Source organism: Stappia sp. MMSF_3263 (assembly GCF_030733745.1).
Classification (GTDB): domain Bacteria; phylum Pseudomonadota; class Alphaproteobacteria; order Rhizobiales; family Stappiaceae; genus Stappia.
On record NZ_JASHIK010000005.1, the window covers coordinates 48,356 to 65,629 of the forward strand.

The 17,274-nt window shown below is 66.2% G+C and carries 18 protein-coding genes and 1 tRNA gene; 16 read left to right on the forward strand and 3 right to left on the reverse strand.

Going from position 1 to position 17,274, the window contains the following annotated elements; all coding sequences use genetic code 11:
* Nucleotides 1–107: 107 nt before the first annotated feature.
* Entirely contained in the window at nucleotides 108–845 is a 738-nt protein-coding gene (locus RBB46_RS07460; protein WP_306028281.1) for a GntR family transcriptional regulator, read from the reverse strand.
* A gap of 215 nt (nucleotides 846–1,060) precedes the next feature.
* Between RBB46_RS07460 and RBB46_RS07465 the strand changes: the two genes are divergently transcribed.
* The 14 genes from RBB46_RS07465 to RBB46_RS07530 all read left to right on the forward strand — a co-directional run bounded on the left by RBB46_RS07465 (nucleotide 1,061) and on the right by RBB46_RS07530 (nucleotide 14,073).
* A complete protein-coding gene (locus tag RBB46_RS07465; RefSeq protein ID WP_306028282.1) occupies nucleotides 1,061–1,573 on the forward strand; it encodes a TRAP transporter small permease in 513 nt (170 codons plus the stop codon).
* Nucleotides 1,570–2,844, forward strand: a complete 1,275-nt coding sequence (locus RBB46_RS07470) for a TRAP transporter large permease (protein ID WP_306028283.1) — start codon at nucleotides 1,570–1,572, stop codon at nucleotides 2,842–2,844. The genes RBB46_RS07465 and RBB46_RS07470 overlap by 4 nt, the downstream gene beginning before the upstream one ends.
* Nucleotides 2,841–3,770 carry a 3-hydroxyacyl-CoA dehydrogenase NAD-binding domain-containing protein gene (locus RBB46_RS07475; RefSeq protein WP_306028284.1) on the forward strand — a complete coding sequence of 310 codons (930 nt, stop codon included), beginning with the start codon at nucleotides 2,841–2,843 and terminating at the stop codon, nucleotides 3,768–3,770. The genes RBB46_RS07470 and RBB46_RS07475 overlap by 4 nt, the downstream gene beginning before the upstream one ends.
* A 130-nt stretch (nucleotides 3,771–3,900) precedes the next feature.
* Nucleotides 3,901–4,869: a TRAP transporter substrate-binding protein gene (locus RBB46_RS07480; RefSeq protein WP_306028285.1), complete on the forward strand. Its 969-nt coding sequence runs from the start codon at nucleotides 3,901–3,903 to the stop codon at nucleotides 4,867–4,869.
* 71 nt (nucleotides 4,870–4,940) lie between these two features.
* Nucleotides 4,941–5,804: a VOC family protein gene (locus RBB46_RS07485; protein ID WP_306028286.1), complete on the forward strand. Its 864-nt coding sequence runs from the start codon at nucleotides 4,941–4,943 to the stop codon at nucleotides 5,802–5,804.
* Nucleotides 5,801–6,682, forward strand: a complete 882-nt coding sequence (locus tag RBB46_RS07490; protein ID WP_306028287.1) for a VOC family protein — start codon at nucleotides 5,801–5,803, stop codon at nucleotides 6,680–6,682. The genes RBB46_RS07485 and RBB46_RS07490 overlap by 4 nt, the downstream gene beginning before the upstream one ends.
* Nucleotides 6,682–7,374 (forward strand): class II aldolase/adducin family protein, encoded by a 693-nt coding sequence (locus tag RBB46_RS07495; protein WP_306028288.1) that lies wholly within the window; start codon nucleotides 6,682–6,684, stop codon nucleotides 7,372–7,374. Before RBB46_RS07490 ends, RBB46_RS07495 begins: the two co-directional genes overlap by 1 nt.
* The gene (locus RBB46_RS07500; RefSeq protein WP_306028289.1) at nucleotides 7,371–8,825 is read left to right on the forward strand and encodes a 2-hydroxymuconic semialdehyde dehydrogenase; all 1,455 of its coding nucleotides are present in this window, start codon (nucleotides 7,371–7,373) and stop codon (nucleotides 8,823–8,825) included. Before RBB46_RS07495 ends, RBB46_RS07500 begins: the two co-directional genes overlap by 4 nt.
* 15 nt (nucleotides 8,826–8,840) lie before the next feature.
* Entirely contained in the window at nucleotides 8,841–9,623 is a 783-nt protein-coding gene (gene hpaH, locus RBB46_RS07505; protein WP_306028290.1) for a 2-oxo-hept-4-ene-1,7-dioate hydratase, read from the forward strand.
* Nucleotides 9,620–10,390, forward strand: coding sequence for an HpcH/HpaI aldolase/citrate lyase family protein (locus RBB46_RS07510; protein ID WP_306028291.1), 771 nt, complete (start codon nucleotides 9,620–9,622; stop codon nucleotides 10,388–10,390). Before hpaH ends, RBB46_RS07510 begins: the two co-directional genes overlap by 4 nt.
* A 317-nt stretch (nucleotides 10,391–10,707) precedes the next feature.
* Nucleotides 10,708–11,598 carry a helix-turn-helix domain-containing protein gene (locus tag RBB46_RS07515; RefSeq protein ID WP_306028292.1) on the forward strand — a complete coding sequence of 297 codons (891 nt, stop codon included), beginning with the start codon at nucleotides 10,708–10,710 and terminating at the stop codon, nucleotides 11,596–11,598.
* A gap of 194 nt (nucleotides 11,599–11,792) precedes the next feature.
* Nucleotides 11,793–12,365, forward strand: coding sequence for an NADPH-dependent FMN reductase (locus tag RBB46_RS07520; RefSeq protein ID WP_306028293.1), 573 nt, complete (start codon nucleotides 11,793–11,795; stop codon nucleotides 12,363–12,365).
* A gap of 71 nt (nucleotides 12,366–12,436) precedes the next feature.
* A complete protein-coding gene (locus RBB46_RS07525) occupies nucleotides 12,437–13,387 on the forward strand; it encodes a DMT family transporter (RefSeq protein ID WP_306028294.1) in 951 nt (316 codons plus the stop codon).
* 17 nt (nucleotides 13,388–13,404) lie between these two features.
* Nucleotides 13,405–14,073 carry an NAD(P)-dependent oxidoreductase gene (locus RBB46_RS07530; protein WP_306028295.1) on the forward strand — a complete coding sequence of 223 codons (669 nt, stop codon included), beginning with the start codon at nucleotides 13,405–13,407 and terminating at the stop codon, nucleotides 14,071–14,073.
* Nucleotides 14,074–14,255: 182 nt separating this feature from the next.
* Here the strand turns inward: RBB46_RS07530 and RBB46_RS07535 are convergent.
* Both RBB46_RS07535 and RBB46_RS07540 read right to left on the reverse strand, forming a co-directional pair.
* Nucleotides 14,256–14,329: transfer RNA gene (locus RBB46_RS07535), tRNA-Gln, on the reverse strand.
* A gap of 563 nt (nucleotides 14,330–14,892) precedes the next feature.
* Nucleotides 14,893–15,111, reverse strand: coding sequence for a hypothetical protein (locus tag RBB46_RS07540; protein WP_306028296.1), 219 nt, complete (start codon nucleotides 15,109–15,111; stop codon nucleotides 14,893–14,895).
* Between the two features lie 141 nt (nucleotides 15,112–15,252).
* On the opposite strand from RBB46_RS07540, the gene RBB46_RS07545 reads away from it, so the two are divergent.
* Together RBB46_RS07545 and RBB46_RS07550 are read left to right on the forward strand one after the other, a co-directional pair.
* The gene (locus RBB46_RS07545) at nucleotides 15,253–16,563 is read left to right on the forward strand and encodes a Ppx/GppA phosphatase family protein (protein WP_306028297.1); all 1,311 of its coding nucleotides are present in this window, start codon (nucleotides 15,253–15,255) and stop codon (nucleotides 16,561–16,563) included.
* Nucleotides 16,560–17,264: an RlmE family RNA methyltransferase gene (locus RBB46_RS07550; protein WP_306028298.1), complete on the forward strand. Its 705-nt coding sequence runs from the start codon at nucleotides 16,560–16,562 to the stop codon at nucleotides 17,262–17,264. The genes RBB46_RS07545 and RBB46_RS07550 overlap by 4 nt, the downstream gene beginning before the upstream one ends.
* The last annotated feature ends 10 nt before the right edge of the window (nucleotides 17,265–17,274 follow it).

Consider the following 17,274-nt stretch of genomic DNA (forward strand, 5'->3'; position numbering starts at 1 on the left):
CGCCTCCCACGCGGAAACCGCCCCCTTGGCTTGGCGTCCGTGCGGAAGGCGGGACCTGACGGCTTCTGATTTCAAGATGCGACCGCCAGGGCAGGGCATTGGCTGCCCTATGGCTTTGCATCCGCCAGCGCCGCGTGGCCTGCTGTGGCCGTCACGTCATCGCCAGGACCTGCCGGCGAGAGTGCCGCGATGACGGCATCGGTCGTCCGCTGGACATGCACGGAAATGATGCCGGCCGCCCGTTCCACGTCCCTTGCCATGGCCGCCTCGAACAGCGCCTCGTGCTCGGCATGGATGTTTCTGGTCCAGACCGTCTTGATGCGGCTGAAGCGGCGGTAGCGCTCGTGCTGGCGGAAGAGCTGTTCGCGCAGCCTCAAGAGCCACGCCGAACCGCAGGCCGAGACGGTTGCATCGTGAAAGGCCGAGTTGTGCTTTTCCCACAGGTCGAGTGCCTTGATACCCTGGTCCTCGCCGGTCTCGAGCCGCGAGAGGCGGTGATAGGTGGTGATCAGCCGCTCTTCCCACGCCGTGTCGCCGCGTGGAATAGAGCGCGACAGCGCCTCGACCTCGAGCAGCTTGCGCAAGTCGCCGATCTCCGCCGCATCATGCACGGAGATCGGAGCCACGACGAAACCGCGCTGGCCGATGACGTTGACGAGATGATCGCCGGACAGGCGCGAGAGCGCCTCGCGCAGGGGTGCCGCGCCAAAGCCGTAGCGCTTGCGCAGGATGTCGATCTTCAGCTTCTCGCCCGGCTTGAGAATGCCGGATACGATATCTTCCCGGATCGTGCGATAGGCACGTTCCGCGATGGTCTTCTCCGGACCCTGTGAATCAGCGCTCAAGCCCAAGCCTCCTGCCCATTATTTTGATAGCCTTTCGCAGAGGATACGCCAATCTGGCAAAAGTGCAATAATATCGATTTTTTGTTTGACAGTGTAAAAATATCGATATTCACTCGCGCTCCGATCGCCAACAGCGAGTTGAGGCAAGGGAGATGCGTATGGCTGCGCCGGGGAAGGCTGACGAAAGCAATGGATTTCGCGCCCGGTTGATGCGGATGAGCGATGCCGTGGCCTGGGTCGAGGCGCGTTTCGCCGGCGCGATCGTTGTCGCCATTCTGGGGCTTCTGCTTGCCAATGTCGTGTCCCGCGCCTTCGGCCGTCCGTTGATTTGGACGGACGAGCTCGCCGTCTACCTGATGGTTCTCGGTGCGTTTGCCGGTGCGTCGCTGGGCCTTGCCAACCGACAGCACATTGCCGTCACGCTTGTGTCCGATGGACTGGGGGAGCACGTTCGCAAGATACTGGCGCGCGTCGTCGATACGGTCCTCCTCGCCCTGTTCGCGCTTTTCGCCTGGATGCTGTGGAACTGGTTCGATCCGCTTGGCGTGCTCGCGGCGGAAGACCTCCAGGCCTATTCGCTGAAGAGCTTCAACTTCCTCTATCAGGAGCCGACGACGACGCTTGGTATGCGCAAGGTCTGGTTCTGGCTCATTCTCCCCGTCTTCTGCCTGACGGGGATCGTCCATGTACTCGCCCGTTTCGGCGCCGTTTCGGAGCGCGCGCAATGATCGGCGGCGGTTTCTTTCTCGCGTTCCTGATCGCCGGTGTGCCGATCGCCTTCGCGCTGATGGCGCTTGCCGTCGTCATCATTCTCGCGAGCGGCAATTACATCCTGTTCCAGAGCTTCCCGCAGCAGTTCTTCGGCGGGCTCGAGAACTACGGATTGCTGGCGCTGCCGCTGTTCATCCTCCTGGGCGAGTTCATGAACGAGGGCGGCATCGGCCGGCGGCTGATGGCCTTCGCCATGGCGCTGCTCGGCCCGGTGCGCGGCGGGCTTGCCTATGTCAATCTCGTTGCCAACATGATGATGGCCTCGATCCTCGGCTCGACAGTGGCGCAGATCACCATCATGTCGCGTATCGCCGTTCCCGAGATGGAGCGGGCGGGCTATCCGCGCGATGTTTCGGTGGCGATCACCGCGGCCGGGGGCATGCTGGCGCCGATCATCCCGCCCTCGATGATGTTCATCATCTTCGGCGTCATTGCCCAGCTTCCGATCGGCGACCTGTTTATCGCCGGCATCGTGCCGGGCGTCATCCTGTTCCTCGCCTTCCTGGCTGTTATCGCCTGGCTCGGGCACCGGTACAACTTCCCGAAAAGCGGGAAACTGGAACTGCGCGAGCGCGCCGTCGCGGTGCGCGACGCGCTGCCGGCGGCGGCCATTCCCGTCGTCATCATCGGTTCGATCCTCGGCGGCATCGCGACGCCGACGGAAGCGGCCGCCGTCGCCTCGGTCGCTGCCGTCATCGTCGGCATGTTCGTTTATCGCGAGATGTCGGTGAACGACATCTGGCCCGCCTTCATGCGGGCCGCCGCGTCCTCCGCCGTCGTCCTGTTCCTGATTGCCGCCGCGGGACTGTTCTCCTGGGTCATCACCTTCGAGAACGTGCCGGCGATCGTGTCTGCCTGGGTGCAGTCGCTGACGACATCGCCGATCGTCTTCCTGCTGACGATCAACCTGATCCTGCTCTTCCTCGGCATGGTGACGGATCCGATCCCGGCGATCATTCTCGTCGTGCCGGTGTTCCTGCCGGTGGCGACGGGCGTCTACGGCATCGATCCGTTCCAGTTCGGTGTCATCGTCTGCCTCAACCTGACGGCGGGCCTGCTGACGCCGCCTGTCGGCACGGGCCTGTTCACCGCCGCGCTGATGGGCAATGTGCGGGCCGAGCGGCTGGCGCGGCTGATCCTGCCCTTCTTCCTCGCGGTCGCGCTCGTCATCGTCGCCCTGTCGCTGTTTCCGATGCTCTCGACCGGCCTTGGGGCCGCGCTGCAATGACCCGCGTTGCGGTCATCGGAGGGGGGCTGATCGGGGCGGGCTGGGCCGCAGCCTTCGCCGGTGCGGGCCTGGAAACGCGGGTCGTCGATCCGGATCCGGGAGCATCCGACCGCGTTGCCGCCACCTGGGAGCAGGCGCGTGCGGTGCTCGCCCGGCTCGGCAATCTCGCAGACGGGGCAGGGCCGCCGGTGGTGGTCGCGACATTTCCGCAAGACGGCGCCGACCTTGTCCAGGAGGCCCTGTCAGAGAGCCTCGATCTGAAGCAGCGTGTTCTTGCCGATGTCGAGCAAAGGGTCGGGCCGGAGACGGTCATCGCCTCGTCCTCTTCCAGCTTCACTGCCGATGCCATCGCGGCTGGGCTGGCGCGACCGGACCGGCTTCTGATCGGCCATCCCTGCAATCCGCCTTATCTGATGCCGGTGGTCGAGATCGCCGGTGGCACCGCCACCTCGGCCGATGCGATGGCGAGGGCGCGCGCGATCTACGAGGCGATGGGCAAGACGGTTCTGGCACTGAAGAAACCGGTCGCCGGGCATCTGGTCAACCGGCTGCAGGCGGCCTTGTGGCGCGAGGCCGTGCATCTCGTCGCCACCGGGGCGGCGAGCCTTGAGGACACCGAGCGTGCCGTGACCGAGGCGCTGGCGCCGCGCTGGTGCCGGCTTGGCCCGATGAGCGTCTTCGCGCTGGCCGGCGCCGAGCGTGGCATGGCGGGCTTTCTCGAGGCACTCGGCCCGCAGTTCCAGGCGCTGTTCGACGATCTCGGCGCGCCGGTTCTCGATGCCGACACCTGCAGGACCATCGCCGAGGCCTACGAGGCGGCGGACCTGCCGCCGCTTGCCGGAATCGCCGCCGACCGCGACGCGACCATGCCGGTCCTGCTCGAACAGGTGGCGAGGATGAACCGCGAGCGCGACAGCGCCCTCTAAAATAACGAGAAAATTTCTTTCTTTGCAGAAATATCGATTTTTTGTTGATCTCGGAAAAATATCGATATTTTATGAAGCCACGGCCGGCGACCTCTTATCTGCACGGCTGAGCAAAACGGGGAGGTAGGACATGCAACGCTTCAAAGGCGCCGCGCTGGCGGCATCCATCCTGGCAATGACCGCCGGTTCGGCGACCGCCGAGCAGTACCGGCTCGGATTGATCACGCCGCCGCCGCACCAGTGGACGGTGACCGCGACCGCCGCCGCCGAGGAAATCAAGGCCCGCACCGAGGGCCGGGTCGAGATCCTGGTGTTCCCGTCGGGCCAGCTCGGCAACGAGGCGCAGATGCTGCAGCAGCTGCAGACCGGCGTGATGGACTTCGCGTTCTTCACGCTTGGCGAGTTCGCCAACCGCGATCCCAATTACGGCATCTTCCTTGCCCCCTATATCGTCAAGGACGTGGCCGGCGCGCGCGAGCTGCTGAAGGGCAAGACCGCGACGAAGCTGCTGGATGGCATGAGCAATTTCGGCCTCGTCGGTCTCGGTTGGGGCATGGCCGGCATGCGCATGATCGTCACCCGGGGCGAGACCGCGACGGTCGAGGACCTGAAGGGCAAGAAGATCCGCACGATCCCCTTCGCGCCGGAACTTGCCTTTTGGGAGGGGCTTGGCGCGGCGCCGACGCCGATGCCGTTGCCGGCGCTCTATGACGCCTTCGCCAACGGCCAGGTCGACGGCATGCAGATCGACGTCGAAGGCACCTGGAACTCGAAATATTACGACCATGCCGGATCCATCGTGATCTCCGACCACATGATGTTCCCGATGGCCGCCATCGCCTCGGGGCGCAAGTGGGGCACGATTGCGGAAGCCGACCGCGCCGTCGTCGAGGAGGTCTTCGCGGAGCGGCTCGACACGCTGGTCGCCGGCTATGCCGGGATCGACGCCGACTACCGCGCCAAGCTGGAAACGACCGATGTTCCGGTCATCCAGGTCGGCCGCGAGTGGTTCGGAGATTCCGTGGACCAGTGGTACGCCCGCTGGCGCGAGGAAGCACCGCTCCTCAAGGAGCTTGAAGCCGAAGCTTCCGGGATGTGACGTTCGCATTTCATATCCCGCACACGGGCGGCGCTGTCGCCCGTGCGCACCCAGAACGCAAGGAGCCGACGATGAAGTACCGTGACCTCAGATACCTGCGTGTGGCCGTCGACAATCTCGACGAGGCCGCGCGTTTTGCACGGGACGTGTTCGGTCTCCAGGCGAGCGATCGTGACGACGAGCGTGCCATGTTCCGCTCCGACGACCGCAATTATTCGCTCTGTCTTTCGACGGCGGGCGACGGCGAGGCGATCGCGCTCACCGTGGCGCGCGAGGAAGACCTCGGTGCGCTCGGGGCACGGCTCGAGGCTGCCGGATACACAGCGCGCATGCTGTCTGCCGACGGGGCGCGGGTGCGTCAGGCAAAGGCGGTGCTCGCCACCGAGGCGCCGAACGGGGTCATGGTCGAGATCGTCTGGCGGCCGCTGACCTCCGGCTGGCGTTATCACGGTCCGCGCGATGCCGGCATCACCGATTTCGGCGCCGTCCAGCTTGCCTGCACCGACGTCGCCGCCAACGAGACCTTCTTCGTCAAGGGGCTGGGCCTGACGGTGTCCGACTGGGCCGGCGATGCCGCCTATCTGGCGCTCGACGAGGCGCATCACCGCATCGCGCTCTACCCGTCCGCCCGCGACGGCATTCTCGGCGCGGCCTACGAGGTCGACGCCAAGGACAGCCTGATGCGCAACTGGTACTTCATCCAGAAAAGCCAGCTTCCCGTTGTCGCCGGCCCGGACCGGCAGGCTGCCTCAGGCGCCATGTACGTGACGACGCGCGGCCCCAGGGGTCTGCTGCTGAGCTATACAACCGGCATGGAGAAGGGTCCGCAGATCGAGGCGCGCGGCCCGCGCCAGTTTCCCGATACCGCGCTGAGCCACGGCCAATGGGGCTCGGTGACCGAGCAGCCGGAATTCCTGGGAGGAGAGGCGCGATGATCGAGCTCAAGGATGTCGTCTACTGTCGCCTCGGCACCACGGATCTTGCTGGAGCGGAATGGTTCGCCACCAACATCCTCGGCCTCGAGGTGTCCGAGCGCCGTCGCGGCGCGACCTATTTCAAGTCCGATGAGCGCGCCCACACGCTTTGTTATGTCGAGGGAGATCCGGCCGACCAGGTGACCGCCTTCGAGCTCGGACGCGGCGAGGACCTGCAAACGGCGGCCGCCACGTTGGAAGCGCTCGGCCACCATGTCCACTACGGCACGCGCGAGGAATGCGAGGCGCGCCTCGTGCGCGAGTTCATCCGCTTCCGCGACCCGACCGGAAATGCCATCGAGTTCGTCGTCCGTCCCGAGACGACGGGCCTGCGCTATCACGGCACCCGCGATGCCGGCATCACCGGCTTCTCCCATGTCGGGCTCTGCACCACGGACGCGGCGCGCGACGAGGCCTTCTGGACGAGTGTCTGCAACGCACGGGTCTCCGACCGCATCGGCGATGCACCGTTGATGCGGCTTGGCACGATCCATCATTCGATCGCGCTCTTCCCCTTCCACAAGGCGGGAATCCAGCACATCAACCACCAGGTCGGCGGCACGGACGACATCCAGCGTTCCTTCCACTTCGTCTCCGACAACCAGGTCAAGATCACCTTCGGTCCCGGCCAGCATCCGACCTCGTCGGCCGAGTTCCTGTATTTCACCGGACCGGACGGCATGACCTTCGAGTATTCGACCGGGGTCTGCGAGATCCACGACGAGCCGCTTTGGCGCGACCGGCAGTTCCATTTCGAGCCGAAGGGCTTCTGCAAGTGGGGTTCCGCCCCGCGCATCGCCGCCTTCGACAATGCCAAGGGCGGCGACGGGCAGGACTGATGAGCAATCTCTCCCTTACCGTTCGGCTGGCGGCGCGCGCGCTGGCCCGGGCCGGCCTCGTTCACGCCTACGGGCATTGCTCGGCGCGCATCGACGCGGAACGCTTTCTCGTCTGTCCAGCCGAGCCGATGGGCTTGATCGCACCGGGTGCCGAATGCACCGAGGTGCCGGTCCACGGGCCTTTGCCCGAGGGCGTGCTCGGCGAGGTGCGGCTGCACCAGCAGATCTACCGGCGCCGGCCGGAGGCGGGCGGCGTCGTGCGCTTCATGGGCCCGAGCGCGATGGCGCTCGGCGCGACCTCGACCGTGCCCGCCATGCGCCACGGCTTCGGCACCTATTTCGCTCCCGCCGTCGGTCTCTGGGACGACGTCCAGCTCATCCGCGACGATGCCCGTGCCCGGGGCGCGATCGACGCGATGGGGGAGGGCGCGGGCCTGCTGATGCGCGGCAATGGCGCGGTGACGGCGGGCGCCAGCCTTCAGGAAGCGACGGTGCTTGCCTGGTATCTGGAGGACATGTGCCGGGTGGAGCTGGCCGCGCGCGCGGCCGGGCTCATCGAGGCCCCCGCGATATCGCAGGCGGAGGCAGCCGAGCGTGCGACCCGGGCCGGGCGCATCGTCGAGCGCATGTGGGATCATCTGACAGCGGCGGATCCGGAGACGGCTCCCAAGGAAAAAGGCGGCGCAACGTGACCGAATTCAGGAACTTCATCGATGGCCGGTTCGTTTCCGGCCGGGGCGACGGCTTTGCCAACCACTTTCCGACCACCGGCGAGGTGATCGGCGAGATCCGGGCCGCCGACAGGGCGCAGGTCGACCAGGCGGTCGGCGCCGCGCGCGCGGCGCTGAAAGGCCCCTGGGGCCGGATGAGCGTGGCCGAGCGCACAGGCCTCCTGCGCAAGCTTGCCGATGGCATCAACGCGCGTTTCGACGAGTTCCTCGCCGCCGAGATCCGCGACACGGGCAAGCCGCGTTCGATCGCCAGCCATATCGACATTCCGCGCGGCGCCGCCAATTTCAACGTCTTCGCCGACCAGGTCGCGACGCTCGGCACCGAAAGCTTCTCCATGCCGACGCCGGATGGCCTTGGCGCGCTGAACTATGCGGTGCGCACGCCGCGCGGCGTCATCGCCGTGATCTGTCCGTGGAACCTGCCGTTGCTGCTGATGACCTGGAAGGTCGCCCCGGCGCTGGCCTGCGGCAACACGGTTGTCGTCAAGCCGTCCGAGGAAACGCCAGCAACGGCAACGCTTCTGGGCGAGGTGATGAACGAGGTCGGCATTCCCGCCGGCGTCTACAATGTCGTGCATGGGCGCGGCCCCGGCTGCACCGGCGAGTTCCTGACCACCCATGCGGATGTCGACGGCATCACCTTCACCGGCGAGACCCGCACCGGCGAGGCGATCATGGCGGCGGCCGCGCGCGGCGTCCGTCCGGTTTCGCTTGAGCTCGGCGGCAAGAATCCCGGCATCATTTTCGACGATGCCGATTTCGACAAGACGATGGAGGGCATCGGCCGCGCCTGTTTTGCCAATACCGGCCAGGTCTGCCTCGGCACCGAGCGGATCTACGTGCAGCGCGGCATCTTCGACAGGATCGCGGAAGGCCTTGCCGACAAGGCCCGGAGCTACCGCTTCGGCGATCCTTTCGACACGGCGACGACGATGGGTCCGGTGATCTCGGCAGAGCACCGCGCCAAGGTGCTGTCCTTCTACGACAAGGCCCGCAGCGAGGGCGCCAACATGATCGTCGGCGGCGGTGTGCCGGAGCTCCAGGGCTACGAGGACGGCTACTGGGTCGAGCCGACCGTCTGGACCGGCCTGCCCGAGACCTCGCCGGTCATCACCGAGGAGATCTTCGGCCCCTGCACGCATCTCACCCCCTTCGATACCGAGGAGGAGGCGGTCGCGCTTGCCAACAACTCGCCCTACGGGCTTGCCACTTCGATCTGGACGGAAAACCTGACGCGGGCGCACCGCGTGGCGGGCCAGGTCGAGGTCGGCATCAGCTGGGTCAATTGCTGGTTCCTGCGCGATCTCAGGACCCCGTTCGGCGGCTCTAAGGCGAGCGGCATCGGCCGCGAGGGCGGCATCCATTCCATGGAGTTCTATTCCGAACTCCGCAACGTCTGCATCAAGCTCTGAGGATCCGAGGACATCATGCTGACTGAAGCCCAGCGCGCGGAGGTCGTCGCCTCCCTGCTTGAAAGCCATCGCACCAAGGTGCAAGGCCGACGCCCCTCCGAAATGTTCCCGGAGATCGTGATCGAGGATTCCTATGCGATCTCCTCCGCCGTCGCCGCTGAGCGGGTAAAGGCCGGCCGGAAGATCGTCGGCCACAAGATCGGCCTGACCTCGAAGGCGATGCAGGCCTCCTCGAAGATCGACGAGCCGGACTACGGTTATCTCTTCGACGACCTTGTCCTTTCCGACGGCGCCAAGGTTCCCTTCGATGCCTTCTGCGTGCCGCGCGTCGAGCCGGAACTGACCTTCATCCTCAAGGAGCCGTTGAAAGGTCCGGGCGTCGGCCTCGTCGACGTTCTGCGCGCCACCGAATGGGTTGTGCCCTCGATCGAGATCATCGACGCGCGCGTCACGGAGCCGCGCCGGATCTACGACACGGTGGCCGACAACGGCGCTGCCGCCGGCATTGTGCTCGGCGGCCGCCCCGTGCGCCCGGATGCCGTCGATCTGCGCTGGGTCGGCGCGGTGTTCTACCGCAACTCCGAGATCGAGGAGACCGGCCTTGCCGCCGGCGTGCTCGGCCATCCGGCGATGGCGATCGCCTGGCTCGCCAACAAGGTCGGCCCCTTCGGCACGACGCTGGAGCCGGGCCACCTGATGCTGTCGGGCTCCTTCACGCGGCCGGTCTGGGCGGCCAAGGGCGATACGCTGCATGCCGATTTCGGCCCGCTCGGCTCGGTCGCAGTGCAGTTCGTATGACCATGCCGCAGAACCGCTTCAAGGCACGCCTTGTGTCCGGCGAGCTGCAATGGGGCCTGTGGAGCTCACTCGCGAGCCCCGTCGCGGCCGAGGCCCTGTCGCTGACCGGCTTCGACTGGATGCTGTTCGATACCGAGCACTCGCCGGTCGAGATCGCCGCCCTGCAGCCGATCCTCCAGGCCGCCGCCACCGGCACCGCCTCCGCCGTGACGCGGCCCGCGTGGAACGACAAGGTGCTGATCAAGCGGCTGCTCGACATCGGCGTCCAGACCCTGCTCGTGCCGTTCGTCGAGACGGTGGAGGAGGCGGAGGCCGCGGTGCGCGCCACCCGCTATCCCCCCGACGGCATTCGCGGTGTCGCCGGTTCCACCCGCGCCAGCCGCTACGGTATGGTGCCGGACTACCTGCAAAAGGCGAATGCCGAGATCTGCGTGCTCGTCCAGATCGAGACCGCGCAGGCGATGGCGCGGCTTGAGGACATCGCGGCGGTCGAGGGCGTCGACGGCGTCTTCATCGGCCCGTCCGATCTCTCCGCCTCGATGGGTCATCTCGGCAATCCGGGTCACCCGGACGTGCAGGAGGCAATCCGCGCGGCGGCACAGCGGATCACGGCTGCAGGCAAGGTCCCGGGTATTCTCGCGACCCGCGCGGAAGACGCGCTTCGCTACCGCGACTGGGGCTATCGCTTCGTTGCCGCCGGTGTCGACACCGGCCTGCTTGTCGGCTCGGCGCGCGCATTGATGCAGGCCGTTTCCGGCCGAGCCTGAAAGCCTGCCTGCCGGAGCATGCTGCTTCCGGCGGGCGATGGCGTCTTCGCGCAAGAATGCGAAGATTGTATGCAATAACCATCCGTTTCGACATTCAGGCCTGATTTCGCGGGCGAATGCCCTGGTCCGCAAGCACCCTCCGGGCAGTCTTCAACAGCCTCTTCCAGATCGTGTCATGCTGTCATTTGATCGCGGCACGACGCGATGACTACAATCTTCTCGACGGCCGCCTGCCTCGGCTCTCTCATGCGCCAACGGCCTCGCCGACCTGCAGGCGGAGGCTGGCGGTTGAGACGGTCAGGGGAGGAAGAAGCCAGATGGGCACTGTGATCACGCCGGAAGAGTTGCCTCAATGGATGGACGGCGATCTGGTGCAGGACAGCGCGCCCCTTGGCTGGAACGGCCTCAAGCTGAAGCGCTACCATACGCCGCCACAAGAGGTGAACCTGCCCATGGTCTGCGATTTCGCGGTCGTGGCTTATGTCAACCGGCATGCACTGAAATGGCGCCGTTATGACGGGCCATGGGAGACCGGACGCGTCGGGCCGGGTCTTGTCTCCGTCCTGACGCGCGCAGAAGTGTCGCACTGGCGCTGGGACAGCCCCGTTGAGGCCCTTCACGTCTACCTGCCCTTCGAGGCGATGGCCGCGACGGCCGAGGCCGTGTTCGAGCGGGACATTGAAGACATACAACTCAGGAATATCCTGTCCGCCGAGGATCCCGTCCTGACCGAAGCGGCGGCGCGGCTGGCCAGCGAGGTTGGCGTTGGCGGCCTTGGCGGCCAGCTTTACGTCGAGGCGCTGCGCTGTCAGATGTCCGTGCATATTCTTCGAAACTACGCGGCGGTCGCCTTCCGCGAACACCTGCCCAATGGCGGGTTGTCGCGGCCCCAATGCAGGTTGATCCTCGAGTTCATCGAGGAGAATATCGGCCGGAATATCTCCCTTGCCGAACTTGCCGGCGTCCTGCAACTGAGTGTCTTTCACTTCAGCCGCAAGTTTAGCAAGGAATTCGGCTGCTCGCCCTATGCCTATGTTCTGCGGAAGCGTGTGGAGCATGCCAAGCAGCAACTGCGCAGCGGGAGTGCTCCGTTGAAGGTTGTCGCGGCCGATTGCGGCTTTGCGGACCAGAGCCACATGACAAGACTGTTCCGGCGCTTCCTGAACGTGACGCCGGCCGAATACCGTTCCCGGTCGCTTCCTTTCTGATCCCCAAAGCGGAAAGCATCGCTGCTGACGCAGGCGAGACCCGCCGCGCGGCCGCATCAATGCAGAACGGGTTGCAGCAAGAACGTCCAATCGATCGGTCGCGGATGTTCTATATCCGGCCTGCCCGTCCTTCCTAACGTTCCTCGTCATTGATCCCGGTTGGTCGTGACGGTTGCAGGAGCAGGAGGCAGGATATGACAGAAGCGCGAATTCGCACCGCCGTGATTGTCGGGAGCACGCGGGAAGGGCGGTTCGGGGAGACGGTCGCCCGTTGGTTTGTTGCGCGCGCGGCGCTGCACGGCACGCTGGACATCGATCTGATCGACCTGGCCGAAGCACAACTGCCGTCCGTCATGACCGCCACGCCTTCGGCCGAGGTGACGGCGGTGACGGCGAGGTTTTCGAAAGCGGACGCGTTCGTGATCGTCACGCCCGAATACAATCACGGGTACCCGGCCTCGCTGAAAACCGCTCTGGATGCCGCGCGGGAAGAGTGGAGGGCAAAGCCGGTCTCGTTCGTGTCCTATGGCGGCGTTTCCGGCGGCCTGCGGTCGGTCGAGCAACTTCGGCAGGTCTGCGCCGAATTGCACATGGTTTCGCTTCGCGACTGCGTCAGCTTGCACAATTGCCGGGAGCTGTTCGACGAAACCGGCGAACTGAAGCAACCCGAGGGCCCCAACGTGGCGGCCAGGGTCATGCTCGATCAACTCTCATGGTGGGCCGAGGTGCTTCGGGATGCGCGCGCAAAGCGACCCTATGCGGCATAGCGGGGCTTTCTCCCGCAAGCCAGAACGGGCGGCAGATCCGGCTATCCAGGATACGACAGGAGGTCACGACAGTGTCGTCTGAAGCGAAGGGCGCGGAAGGCGCGCATGCCGGAATGTTCTTGTGGGCGCTGATTGTCGGGCTGTCCTTTCCCGCGGTGGGACTGTTGAGCGAGGGGCTGCCGCCGCTGTTTCTGACCGCGATCCGTTTCGCCATTGCGGCCGTTGCGCTGGGGGCGATCGTCTGGCGTGCTCCCGATCGCCTGCCCGGTCTTGCCGGGCTTGTCCTTTATGCGGCGATGGGGCTGTGCCTTGCCGGTTTCTTTGGCGCGATGTTCTGGGCGGCGCATCAGGTTACGGCGCTGTCGATGGCCACGCTCTATGTCAGCGTTCCCCTGCTTGCCTATGCGCTCGGCCGCGTGTTCGGCGTGGAGCGGGCGGACGTGGTGCTGCTGGCGACGCTGGCGGTCGGGGCCGCGGGAGCGCTGGGGCTCGCCTGGGCCGGCAATGCCGATACGGGTGCAAGCCTGGAATTCGGCCTTGCGGAGGGACTGTTCTTCCTCGGCTGCCTCGCCTCCGCGTTTTATCCGGTCCTGAGCAAATGGGGCCTGCAGCGGGGTTGGCTTTCGCCGAGTTCCGCGCTGCGCACCTTCTGGAGCCTCGTGGCCGGCGGCGTGCTTATCGGGCTTCTTGGCCTTGCCCTTGAGCCGGTGCGGGCACTGGCCCGCATGACGGTGTCCGACTTCCTGTTGGTTGCCTATCTGGGCATCTTTTCAAGCGGCGTCACCTTCTGGCTGATGCAGCGGGGAACCGGGGTTCTCACGCCAGGCACGGTGACGGCCTACACCTATCTCGTTCCCTTCATCTCGATGTTTCTCATTTTTGCGATGGAGCCCGGCAGGATCGGTTGGCACTGGCTGCCCGGCTCCGTGGCGGTGGTGCTGGCGATCGTCTTGCTGCTGCGCCGTTCCGCGAGCGGGCGAAACAGGTCGCCGACACCGCAAAAGCGGACCGCGGCAGGTTGAACAGGTACGGGACATCTTTGCGTCTGATTGGAAAAGGGAGCCTTCAAATGCGAATTCTTGTTTTTGGAGCGGCCGGAAACGTCGGCCGCCGCGTCGTCGCCGAAGCCGTGGAGCGAGGGCACACGGTCACCGCGGTGACGCGGGATCCGGCCCGCGTGAGAGAGCCGCTTGCCGCCACCGCCATCCGGGCCGGCAACGCCGCGAATGCGCAGGATGTCGCCGAACTGAGCGTGGGCCATGATCTGGTGATCAGCGCCACCCGTCCGACGCCTGGCAGCGAACGAGATCACGTCAGGACGGCCAGGGCCTTGCTGGAAGGTCTCCGGCCCAGCGGCGTGCGGCTCCTGCTTGTCGGTGGGGCCGGCAGCCTGCTTGCGCCGGATACCGGCCAGCCGATTGTTGACGATCAGCGGTATGTCTCGCCGGAATGGCGCGATATCGCCGTTGCCTGTTGCGAGCAATACGCCGTCTGCCGGGCCGAGACCGAGGCGGACTGGACCTATCTGAGCCCGCCCGCGCTGTTGCAACCCGGCCTGCGCACGGGCCGCTACAGGACGGGCGACGATCACCTGCTGGTCGATGCGGACGGCACCTCGATGATATCGATGGAGGATCTTGCGGTTGCGCTGCTCGATGAGGCTCAGCAGCCCAGGCATCGGCAAGCCCGGTTTACCGTCGCGTATTGAACGCTCCAGTTCGTTCGACCTGCGCCCGTGATGTTCCGGACCGTCTTGACGGCGGTCCTGTCACCGGGGCAGGTCGCATGTCTTTTGGGAAACGGCTTGATACGGCGGAAACGATCGCTGCTGCGGCAGGAACTGGCCGCGGCACCTGCAGGGGCCGTTGTCTGAATTTTCAGGAAAAGAGTTGGCTGGGGAACCTGGATTCGAACCAGGACTAACGGAGTCAGAGTCCGCGGGTCTACCGTTAACCTATTCCCCAATGCCGAACGGTGCGCCTGATTTTCCGGCTTTCGACGCTGCCAAGACGGCCGCGTGATGCGAAAACCGGAGCGTCGCCCGCCGCGTCGACGGCAGCGCTTCCGTGTGCGCGTTGTATGAATCGTCGCCTGCTCTGTCAAGTGCGACGGTACAAATTCTCGCTTTCCTCCTGTGCAAATCCATGTCGCGCAAAACGGGAAGGCCGCGTCTGGCGGCACTGTTTCCGTTGGGTTCAGCCTGCGCATTGCGGGGCGCGCATATGATGGTAAACTTGGCCCAACGGAAAAGCGCTCCAGGCCGCGACGCCACGAGGCGGTCGCCCTGGAGGCGGAGGCGCGAAAGCGCCGGCAAGGATCGAGTGTGAGCGAATCGGGACCAATGGGGCCGGATGGTATCCGGCCGCATTCCGGCGCGACACCGGGGAACGGTGACAAGGCAAGGCCCGCGGCAGCGGGCGCCAAACGCCGCCGCTCCCGGAAGAAACGCAGGCAGCACGGGGCCGGAGGGGCCTCGGCTGCGACCGAGGGGCAGGCCGCGCAAGCGGCAGCGTCTGGGCGGAATGCGTCAGAACTGGCGAGTGGCGGCTTGCGTGCTGCCGGCGGCAGCGTGCGGACAGCGGCCGGCGGGAGCAGCGACGCCGGCGACCGGCGCCCGGGTGATGCACCGGGCGGCGGCAAGCGGCGCGGCAAGAAGCGCCGCCGTCCCAATCGGGCCGAACGCCGCGCGCAGGTCGGGAAACCGGACCTCGGTCGGTCCGCTGGCGAGACGGCTGGCGAGGACCATGCCGGGCCGGATCAGTCCGGACACGGCCAGGCAAGAGATGATCAGGCAAGACACGACCAGGCAAGGCACGGCCAGGCACGGCAGGGCCGGGCAAGGCAGGGCGGGGCTGGAAACGGTCGACGCGGAAACGACAGATCCGACATGGACCGCTCGGGAAGGAGCGAGGCAAGAGCGCTGCCGGAGGCTACCCGCGATGCGCTTCAGCGCAGGCCGGCAAATGCGGATACCGTCACGGCAGTGTCGGAGGCAAACCGCCCCGGCACGGTCGGCCCCTCCCTGGAACGTGCGGCCTCGGGTCCGGCGGCCACCGCCGGGCCGGCTGCCGAACGGTCGTCCGGTGATCCGCGCCCGGGAGCCGCAAGGGACGTGCGCTCGCCTCCGGCGCGCGAGGGGCGCCACGGGTCTGCTGCGGGTGCGGTGCCTGACCGCCTTTACGCCGCGCTCGATCTTGGCACCAACAATTGCCGTCTGCTCGTTGCCCGGCCCGAGCAGCGCGGCTTTCGCGTCGTTGACGCCTATTCGCGGATCGTGCGGCTGGGCGAGGGGCTCGGCCATGCCAACCGGCTGGGCGAGGCGGCGATGGACCGGGCGCTCGAGGCGCTTGTCTGCTGTCGCGACAAGATGCGCGATCGCGGCGTGGAGCGGGCGCGCCTGATCGCGACGGAAGCGTGCCGCGCGGCGGAAAACGGCCCGCAATTCATCGAGCGGGTGCGGCAGGAGACCGGCATGTCGCTGGAGATCGCCTCGCGGGAGACCGAGGCCCGTCTGGCTGTCGCCGGCTGCGCCTCGCTTGTCGACCCGGATGCCAATGGCGTGGTGCTGTTCGATATCGGCGGCGGCTCGTCCGAGATCGTCTGGCTGGATCTTCGCAATCGCTGCGGTGCGCGCGGTGTCGCGCTGACGCGGTTCATCCGCGCCTGGATCTCGCTGCCCGTCGGCGTGGTCAACCTGGCCGAGCGCCATGGTGGGCGGCACGTCACCTCCGACACGTTCGAGGCGATGGTCAATGATGCCCGCGAGCATCTCGAGGCGTTTTCGCTCGGACGCGAGCTGAGTGCCGCGATCTGCGACGGAAAGGTCCACATGCTCGGCACATCCGGCACGGTGACGACGCTGGCCGGGGTGCATTTCGGCTTGAAGCGCTACGACCGTCGCCGCATCGACGGCGTATGGATGGATGACGAAGACGTCACGGCAATGATTGAGCGGCTGCGCGCGATGCCCTATGAGGAGCGCGTCGGCAATCCGTGCATCGGCGCGGATCGGGCCGATCTGGTGCTTGCCGGCTGCGCGATCCTGGAATCGATTCGCCGACGCTGGCCCTGCCAGCGGCTGCGTGTCGCCGACAGGGGGCTGCGGGAAGGCATCCTCATGGAACTGATGGCCGCCGACAATGTCTGGCGCCGCAACGCACCGCACCGTCACCGGCCGCGGTCAAGGAAACAGCAATGAGCACATCGGGCCGCGGACGCGGCGATCGTGGCATGTTCGAACGGGTGAAGACGGCCCGGCGGCGGAGCAATTCCTCCACCCGCTGGCTTCAGCGCCAGCTCAACGACCCTTATGTTCGCCGGGCCAAGATCGACGGCTACCGCTCGCGCGCCGCATACAAGATTCTGGAGATCGACGACAAGCACAACCTGCTGAAGCCGGGCCTGCGAATCGTCGACCTGGGCGCCGCTCCCGGCGGCTGGTGCCAGGTGGCGGCCGCCAGGACCGGTTCCACCGACCAGGATCCGCGTATCGTCGGCATCGACTATCTCGAGGTGGAACCCTTGCCCGGCGTGACGCTGTTGCTCAAGGATTTCCTCGACGATGATGCGCCCGATGCCCTGCGCGCCGCGCTTGGCGGACACATGCCCGACCTGGTGCTTTCGGACATGGCGGCGCCGACTACCGGCCACCGCCAGACCGATCACCTGCGGACCACCCATCTGTTCGAGGTGGCGGCGCTTTTCGCCAGCGAGAATCTGGCACCTGGCGGGGCTTTTCTCTCCAAGGTGTTCCGGGGCGGCACCGAGAACGAACTGCTTGCGGGTCTGAAGCGCGACTACCAGACGGTGCATCACATCAAGCCGCCGGCAAGTCGCAAGGAAAGCCCGGAGCTTTATGTGCTTGCCAAGGGATTTCGTGGTCGGCGGGGTGGCGACTAGCGCGGTACGC

Excerpts from the sequence above, each read along its gene's own strand:
- RBB46_RS07515 (WP_306028292.1), top strand. The coding sequence starts at position 10,708 with ATGGGCACTGTGATCACGCCGGAAGAGTTGCCTCAATGGATGGACGGC.
- RBB46_RS07475 (WP_306028284.1), top strand. The coding sequence starts at position 2,841 with ATGACCCGCGTTGCGGTCATCGGAGGGGGGCTGATCGGGGCGGGCTGG.
- RBB46_RS07540 (WP_306028296.1), bottom strand. The coding sequence starts at position 15,111 with ATGGTCCTCGCCAGCCGTCTCGCCAGCGGACCGACCGAGGTCCGGTTT.
- RBB46_RS07545 (WP_306028297.1), top strand. The coding sequence starts at position 15,253 with ATGGACCGCTCGGGAAGGAGCGAGGCAAGAGCGCTGCCGGAGGCTACC.
- hpaH (WP_306028290.1), top strand. The coding sequence starts at position 8,841 with ATGCTGACTGAAGCCCAGCGCGCGGAGGTCGTCGCCTCCCTGCTTGAA.
- RBB46_RS07510 (WP_306028291.1), top strand. The coding sequence starts at position 9,620 with ATGACCATGCCGCAGAACCGCTTCAAGGCACGCCTTGTGTCCGGCGAG.
- RBB46_RS07470 (WP_306028283.1), top strand. The coding sequence starts at position 1,570 with ATGATCGGCGGCGGTTTCTTTCTCGCGTTCCTGATCGCCGGTGTGCCG.
- RBB46_RS07520 (WP_306028293.1), top strand. The coding sequence starts at position 11,793 with ATGACAGAAGCGCGAATTCGCACCGCCGTGATTGTCGGGAGCACGCGG.
- RBB46_RS07485 (WP_306028286.1), top strand. The coding sequence starts at position 4,941 with ATGAAGTACCGTGACCTCAGATACCTGCGTGTGGCCGTCGACAATCTC.
- RBB46_RS07465 (WP_306028282.1), top strand. The coding sequence starts at position 1,061 with ATGAGCGATGCCGTGGCCTGGGTCGAGGCGCGTTTCGCCGGCGCGATC.
- RBB46_RS07550 (WP_306028298.1), top strand. The coding sequence starts at position 16,560 with ATGAGCACATCGGGCCGCGGACGCGGCGATCGTGGCATGTTCGAACGG.
- RBB46_RS07495 (WP_306028288.1), top strand. The coding sequence starts at position 6,682 with ATGAGCAATCTCTCCCTTACCGTTCGGCTGGCGGCGCGCGCGCTGGCC.
- RBB46_RS07490 (WP_306028287.1), top strand. The coding sequence starts at position 5,801 with ATGATCGAGCTCAAGGATGTCGTCTACTGTCGCCTCGGCACCACGGAT.
- RBB46_RS07480 (WP_306028285.1), top strand. The coding sequence starts at position 3,901 with ATGCAACGCTTCAAAGGCGCCGCGCTGGCGGCATCCATCCTGGCAATG.